The following is a 6,761-nucleotide window of genomic DNA, read 5'->3' on the forward strand; positions in this document are numbered from 1 at the left end:
TTCATGGAAGACCGCACCATCGACAATGCAGATCGAACTTTCTATAATCAAAAATCCATAATTAATTAGCAAAAGTCCTAAATGCTTGATCCTCTCTCCGAAATCATCGCCCTGCTGCAACCCCGCGCGCCGTACTCGAAACTGGTCGACGCGGCTGGCCCCTGGCGTGTGCGGCGAACTGAAGTCGAACAGGTCTATTATTGTCTGCTTCTTGCCGGTCAGGCGCGCCTCGAAGTCGACGGCAAACCAACGCTCGATCTGCAGGCGGGCGATTTCGTTCTCGTCCCGGCCACGCAGGGCTTTTCCATGTCGAGCGTCCACCCCCTCCCGCCTTCAGGATTGCAGAGCCGTCCTCACATGCGCGAGGACGGCGGCGTCCGGCTTGGCGTTGAGGAAGGACCGGCCGCGGAGCAACTGCTCATAGGTTATTGCAGTTTCGGGTCGCCTGATGCCGGGCTTCTTGTTTCCCTGCTGCCCGACATGGTTGTCGTCAGGGGCGAGCGGCGGCTCTGTGACCTTGCCGGACTTGTCCGTGACGAAGCCCGGGCGGAGCGTCCGGCGCGGGATGTGGTTCTGGAACACCTGCTGCAGGTGCTGTTGATCGAGGCGCTGCGCTCGGGCACCGAGACCGGCGCCACGCCCGGTCTCCTGCATGCGTTGGCGGACAAGAGGCTTGCCGGAACGTTGCGCGCCATGCATGCCGAGCCCGGACGCTTGTGGAGCGTTGCGGACCTGGCGCGGGAAGCCGGCCTGTCTCGCTCCGCCTTCTTCACGCGGTTCAACCGGATCGTCGGCATGCCCCCGATGGATTACCTGCAGAACTGGCGAATGACGCTGGCAAAACACATGCTGAGAACACGCCAGAACAGCATTGCGGAGATTGCGGAAAAGGTCGGCTACGGCTCGACCAGCGCTTTCAGCGTTGCCTTTTCCCGCCGCGTCGGCCAGCCGCCGGCCCACTACGCACGAACGGCTGCGATCACCGTCCAGATGCCCCAGGAGGCATAGGGGCAGGAACACCTAACGCCAGATATCGCCCGAAGCCGCGACCCGCAATTTCGAGGACAGCGCGTTCAAAGCAATCTTGTGCACGGCCTCGGTGGGGGCAGTGCAGAGATCGCCTATGACGATAACGTTGAATGCTTCGGCCGCACGCGAAATTGCCGTGAACACCACGCAGTTCTGGGTCATCATTCCGCAGATCAGCAGCTCCGTCACCCCTTCCAGATATCCTGAGAGGTCGGTATCATGAAAGGCGTCGGCCACCTGCTTGACCACATTGGGCGCTTCCCCGGCTGCAGCCAGGATCGCCGGCCGGATCTCTGTTCCGCTTGCGCCGGCTGCCAGCAGTCCCGCCGGTGCATTCGAGACATGCTGCACCAAAACGACACGCTCTCCGGCCTTTCGGGCCTGACCGATCGCGGCAACGATACGCCCCTCCACATCCTCGGCCTGATGCAGCGGCAAGCCGCCACCCGGGAAATAGTCATTCTGGATATCGATCACGAGAAGGGCACGGCTCATCTATGTAACTCCTTTTGCTGTCCCTCCGGTCTACTGCCTCGAACAGGTGTTTTTCAGTGGCCCGAAGGACATGTTGGGATTAAATTGGGCCAATGCGCATCGCCGTCATCGCCTATCAGGGCATCAGCCCCTTCATGCTGTCGACTCCGCTCGCGGTGTTCGGAGAACCCTTTCTCGCCAGTGGCCACGACGTTGTGGTTTGCGGCGAAAGCGACCGGATCGTGGCGTCGGGCGGCCTCACAATCGAGATCTCCCACCCGCTTGCAGCCGTCGATGAAGCGGATGTCGTCATCCTTCCCGGATGGCGGGATGCAGCCGAACCCGTCTCGCCAGCCATCGTGCGGCAACTGCGTTCGGCACATGAACGCAATGCTCTCGTCGCAGGCCTGTGCCTCGGGGCCTTCGGGCTGGCAGAAGCCGGTCTTCTGAACGGGCGGCGCGCCACAACCCACTGGGCACGTGCCACAGAGCTTGGCACGCTCTATCCGGCCATCCGGATCGATCCTGCGGCGATATACGTTGACGACGGCCAGGTGGTGACCTCGGCAGGGATCGCCGCCGGACTGGATTGCTGCCTGCATCTGCTGGCCCGCCTGTCCGGCGCTGCCGAGGCCAACCGCGTCGCCCGCCATCTTGTCGTCGCGCCGCAACGGAGCGGCGAACAACCGCAATTGATCGAACGGCCGGCCCCCGCCTCTTCGGCGGAGCGCCGGGTTGCCGACATCCTGGAGCAGCTTTGGGCCGATCCCGCACAAACACCGTCTCTTGACGATCTTGCCGCAAAGGCAGGCATCAGCCGCCGCAGCCTGAGCCGATATATCCGCGCGCGCACCGGCGGCAGCCTGAGCGGCTGGCTGCGCCGCGCCAGGATCGCCCGTGCCCAGGACAGGCTGCTGCGGGGCGAAAAGGGACTTGAGCGCATCGCGGTCAGTAGCGGCTTTCCCGACGCCCCGTCCTTGCGCAAGGCTTTTCGCGGCGAGTTGGGCACGACACCCACTCAGTGGCTTGCAAGAGAACGGATCGGATAAGTCTCCGGCTTGAAACACTGTCCCTGGAGACAATTCCCCGTTTAACATCAATGGCTTTCAAAAAAGCACTCATGATCGAAACTCTTCATTCGAATTTCCGCCACTCCTTCCGGAATTTCATATGATGCCCGCCGGTTAACGCCACTCCACCAATGCTGACGCCTACCGAGCAATTGCAGCGCTCTGACCTAACCGAGCCTCACCGGTTTTTCCCGCCAAGGGGGCTGCAGGCCCAATTTACTCATGCGGTCGACAGCGCTGCACAAACCAAAAGGCCTGCCTGCATGCGGCAGTTTGCTGGATGTCAACGTGAATACATCCATGTTTACTATGGAAGAATGTAGCCGGGTTTTTCCGCGAAGGAGGTCTGAATTGTCCAGGGCAACAGCGTCCCCGCCTGCGAAAGCAGGGCTTACTCCGCCCTCGCCACTTGAAGGCAACCTGATCGTATTCGACGGCATCTGCCTGTTTTGTTCCGGCTTCGCGCGGTTCATGGCACAGCGCGACAAGACGGCACGGTTCAGTTTCGTCAACGCGCACTCGCAAACCGGTCGAGCGCTCTACCTCCGCCATGGTCTCGATCCGGATCTCCTGGAAACGAATATAGTGGTCTACGAAGGTCAGGCCTATACCGGTATGGCCTCCTTCACTGCGGCAATGAGCAGTCTCGGCTGGCCCTGGAAGGCGTTTATGGTTCTGGATTTCCTGCCGCACGGGTTTGCAGACAAGCTCTATGACCGGATCGCACGCAACCGCTACCGCCTGGGACGCCGCACCTGTCCATTGCCCTCCAAGGACCTGAAGGACCGGCTGGTTGACTGAGGGCAAGCCAACACGGCGCATCGTTGTGATCGGTGGCTACGGCGTCTTTGGCGGCAAGCTCGCTGTGTCCCTGCTTCGCGACAATAGATTCGAGGTTGTGATTGCAGGACGCAACATCGAAAAGGCGAAGGCATTCTGCGCAATGCATGGTGGTCACCCTTCCCGGATCGACCGGTCCGCACCGGATTTCGCGACCACCCTTGCAGCGCTCACTCCGTTTGTCACGGTAGATGCCGCCGGTCCGTTTCAGTCCTACGGCAAGAAGACCTATGCTGTTGCCAAGGCAGCACTTTTGTGCGGCAGCCACTATCTGGATCTGTCAGACGACGCAAAATTCACCAGCGGAATTTCCGTACTGAACGAAACGGCCATTGTTGCGGGAAAGACCGCGCTATCGGGCGTTTCCAGCGTCCCTGCGCTGTCTTCGGCAGCCGTTGAGGGCCTGCGGGAGAATTTTTCGCGGCTTGACCTGATCGAAAGCGCAATCCTGCCGGGAAACCAGGCGCCACGCGGCCTGTCCGTCATCCGTGCAATTCTGGCGCAAACCGGTCAGCCGCTGTCCGTTTTCAGGGATGGCTCCCCGGACACGGTCATCGGCTGGTCGGGCCTCGCCCGCCGCCGGCTTGGCCCGCACGACAAGACCGATTTGCCGCCGCGCTGGACGAATTTCATCGGCGCACCGGATCTGGCGCTATTCCCGGAACGCTATCAAGCCCGCACCGTGCTTTTTCGCGCCGGACTGGAACTGCCTGTGATGCATCTTGGGCTATGGTGCCTCAGCTGGCTTACACGATTGCGGCTAATCCGATCGCTTGAACCTTGTGCAAAGATTCTTCTAAAAATCGCGGACTGGCTGAAATCTTTTGGCAGTGACCGGGGCGGCATGGAGGTTCGGCTTGCCGGCCTCGACAGGGAGGGAGCCCCCCTCGCCTGCCGGTGGACACTCATTGCCCAGGCAGGTGACGGACCGTACATTCCGGCAGTTGCCGCCGCAATTCTGTGCCGCCGCCTTTCCGAAAACAGTGTTGCCTCAGGTGCTCGACCCTGTCTGGGTGAGTTCACACTCGACGATGTCACGATGGCAACCAGTCATCTGAAAGTCAGAACCTTTATCGACGCTGAAACAAAGCCGACATTATTCCAGCGGGCATTGGGTCCGGCTTTCGGGGACTTGCCGGTGGCGGTACAGTCGCTTCATACGGTCTTCGATCGACATCTTTGGTATGGCGAGGCAAGGGTAACCCGTGGAAAAAATATGCTCGGCAAGCTCTTGTGCCGGATTATAGGTTTTCCGCCTCAAGCGGACAAAATACCGGTCTCCGTCACCATAGACCGGCGCGGCGACCTGGAAGTCTGGAGGCGCGATTTTGGCGGGAAAGTCTTCAAATCGGTACTCAGTCTATCGGGTATTCCCGGAGAAGGCGTGGTGCGCGAAAGGTTCGGCCTGACCGCCTTCGACATAAACTTGCAACACAAGGATGGAGCACTTACCTATCCTGTGAAGCGCGGGAGCGTCCTAGGCATCCCGCTTCCACAATGGCTGCTTCCTGTGAGCGAAACACGCGAATATACCGAGAGAGACCGTTTTCATTTTGATGTAAGGGTCTCGTTGCCCGGATTGGGAGAGCTGATCCACTATGCCGGCTGGTTGGAGCCAAACCATTCAGCCGTCCAACGTTAACCGCCGACGACACGTCATAAGCGAATTACAATCACAGAGAGGATTCTGGTTCCGGAAGTTGGTGTTACAGCGCCCGGTCTATTGCAAACCTGACTGGCGGACCATGTCATGATGCTCAAGCCGTCACACACCGACCTTTCGCGAGTCAAAGGTGATGCCTCACCCGAACCAATTATTCTGTACGGGCTTTCGAAGCACTCAGAAGCGTTGTTTTCATGGTTGGTGCGGGTTGTCTGGGTTGTCAGATTATCTGATCTCATTCCTTAAATCGTTCATGGGCCCTCTTCTCGGCAGCGGGATTGTCGAGACGGTTTCTTCCCGGTCTTTGGCACCATTTCCGGTAACTTTTTGCCTGAAATATTTTCCCTTGCCCGTTCCTTTTCGTCACCTGGATTGCTTGTGCGTCACTCCTGCATTTCAGAACCTGTTTTCGCGTTCGAAGATCACGCCCAGCCTGTCGAAACATTGTCCCTAGAGACAATTCCCCGTTTGACATCAATGGCTTTCGAAATAATCTTGCAGGAATGATCCAGACGCTTAAAGCGGACTGGCAACAATTTCATCCGGAACTATAACAATGCCTGCTGTCTCCCGCCTCTCCGTCAACGTCAACGCTGTCGCCATGCTGCGCAATCGCCGCGACCTGCCCTGGCCGAGCGTCACCGGGCTTGCCGCAATTGCGATGGAAGCAGGCGCAAAGGGCATCACCGTGCACCCGCGTCCGGACGAGCGGCACATCCGCAAGACGGACGTCTTCGAGTTGTCCGAGCTGATCGAGGACCGGTTTCCAAACAAGGAACTGTGCCTGGAAGGCTTCCCCACCACGGATTTCATGCAACTGGTCGAGGCGACCCGGCCGGAGCAGGTCCTGTTTGTGCCGGACGATCCGGAGCAGACTACTTCCGACCATGGCTGGGATTTCGGGAAAGATACCACGGCGCTTGAAACCGCCATCGCCGCCGCAAAGGAATGGTCGGTGACGGTGTCTCTCTTCTGCGATCCGGACCCCGCCGCGCCGGAACATGCCGCCCGGCTGGGCGCGGAGAGGATCGAGATTTACACCGGCCCCTACGGCGCCTGTTACGACGATCCGGCCAGGTCGGCGAAGGAACTGGACAAGGTTGTCGCCGCAGCGGAGGCTGCACGCGCCTGCGGCCTCGGCGTCAATGCCGGGCACGACCTGACGGTCGACAACATCCCGGCGCTGCTTGCCCGCGCTCCCTTCATCCGGGAAATGTCCATCGGGCACGGCTTCACCGCCGACGCACTGGTTTACGGCTTCGCTGAAAGCGTCAACCGGTTCCGCAAGGCGATGGGGGAACTCTGACGACGGGCTGGCGGCTCACAGGCAACGGCGAATCCGGTAGGTTGTCTTCATTCTCGGAGTCGGACCGGCGCCATGCCCTATCATACCAAACGACAAAATTCAGGACCGATGCGCCCAGTCACGCATTCCGATTGACATGATTTTCCATGGCTGATCGATGAGCGTGTTCCAGGCCCGGCAGCACAGGTCGACGATCTGGTCGTAGTCCTTGAAGACCCGGTTTGAGAGCCAGTTTTCTCGCATGTACTGCCATAGGTTTTCGACAGGATTGAGTTCGGGAGATCGGGGTGGCAAAGGCAAGAGTGTGATGTTGTCCGGGATGGCGAGCTTGTTTGACGTGTGCCATCCGGCCTGATCAAGGATGACCACGCCATGGGCA

Annotated in this window: 7 protein-coding genes; 5 read left to right on the top strand and 2 right to left on the bottom strand. The window is 59.7% G+C overall.

What is annotated here, in order from left to right:
• Positions 1–81 precede the first annotated feature (81 nt).
• Positions 82–1,008: an AraC family transcriptional regulator gene (locus OA90_RS22430; RefSeq protein WP_068417810.1), complete on the top strand. Its 927-nt coding sequence runs from the start codon at positions 82–84 to the stop codon at positions 1,006–1,008.
• Between the two features lie 12 nt (positions 1,009–1,020).
• Here the strand turns inward: OA90_RS22430 and OA90_RS22435 are convergent, their stop codons facing one another.
• Positions 1,021–1,524: an isochorismatase family protein gene (locus tag OA90_RS22435; RefSeq protein ID WP_068417813.1), complete on the bottom strand. Its 504-nt coding sequence runs from the start codon at positions 1,522–1,524 to the stop codon at positions 1,021–1,023.
• Positions 1,525–1,616: 92 nt separating this feature from the next.
• Between OA90_RS22435 and OA90_RS22440 the strand changes: the two genes are divergently transcribed.
• The 4 genes from OA90_RS22440 to OA90_RS22455 all read left to right on the top strand — a co-directional run bounded on the left by OA90_RS22440 (position 1,617) and on the right by OA90_RS22455 (position 6,382).
• Positions 1,617–2,552, top strand: a complete 936-nt coding sequence (locus tag OA90_RS22440) for a DJ-1/PfpI family protein (protein WP_068417816.1) — start codon at positions 1,617–1,619, stop codon at positions 2,550–2,552.
• A 372-nt stretch (positions 2,553–2,924) separates the two neighbouring features.
• A complete protein-coding gene (locus OA90_RS22445) occupies positions 2,925–3,374 on the top strand; it encodes a DUF393 domain-containing protein (protein WP_244274698.1) in 450 nt (149 codons plus the stop codon).
• Positions 3,367–5,055, top strand: a complete 1,689-nt coding sequence (locus OA90_RS22450) for an SDR family oxidoreductase (protein ID WP_068417818.1) — start codon at positions 3,367–3,369, stop codon at positions 5,053–5,055. Before OA90_RS22445 ends, OA90_RS22450 begins: the two co-directional genes overlap by 8 nt.
• 577 nt (positions 5,056–5,632) lie before the next feature.
• The gene (locus tag OA90_RS22455; RefSeq protein WP_068417822.1) at positions 5,633–6,382 is read left to right on the top strand and encodes a pyridoxine 5'-phosphate synthase; all 750 of its coding nucleotides are present in this window, start codon (positions 5,633–5,635) and stop codon (positions 6,380–6,382) included.
• 99 nt (positions 6,383–6,481) lie between these two features.
• Here the strand turns inward: OA90_RS22455 and OA90_RS22460 are convergent.
• On the bottom strand, positions 6,482–6,761 hold a 280-nt coding region (locus OA90_RS22460; protein ID WP_199823691.1), incomplete at its 5' end, for a transposase.

This window comes from Labrenzia sp. OB1, assembly GCF_001624695.1.
Taxonomy (GTDB): Bacteria; Pseudomonadota; Alphaproteobacteria; order Rhizobiales; family Stappiaceae; genus Roseibium.

Coding starts and splice junctions, on each gene's coding strand:
- OA90_RS22430 (WP_068417810.1), top strand. CDS start 82: ATGCTTGATCCTCTCTCCGAAATCATCGCCCTGCTGCAACCCCGCGCG.
- OA90_RS22435 (WP_068417813.1), bottom strand. CDS start 1,524: ATGAGCCGTGCCCTTCTCGTGATCGATATCCAGAATGACTATTTCCCG.
- OA90_RS22440 (WP_068417816.1), top strand. CDS start 1,617: ATGCGCATCGCCGTCATCGCCTATCAGGGCATCAGCCCCTTCATGCTG.
- OA90_RS22455 (WP_068417822.1), top strand. CDS start 5,633: ATGCCTGCTGTCTCCCGCCTCTCCGTCAACGTCAACGCTGTCGCCATG.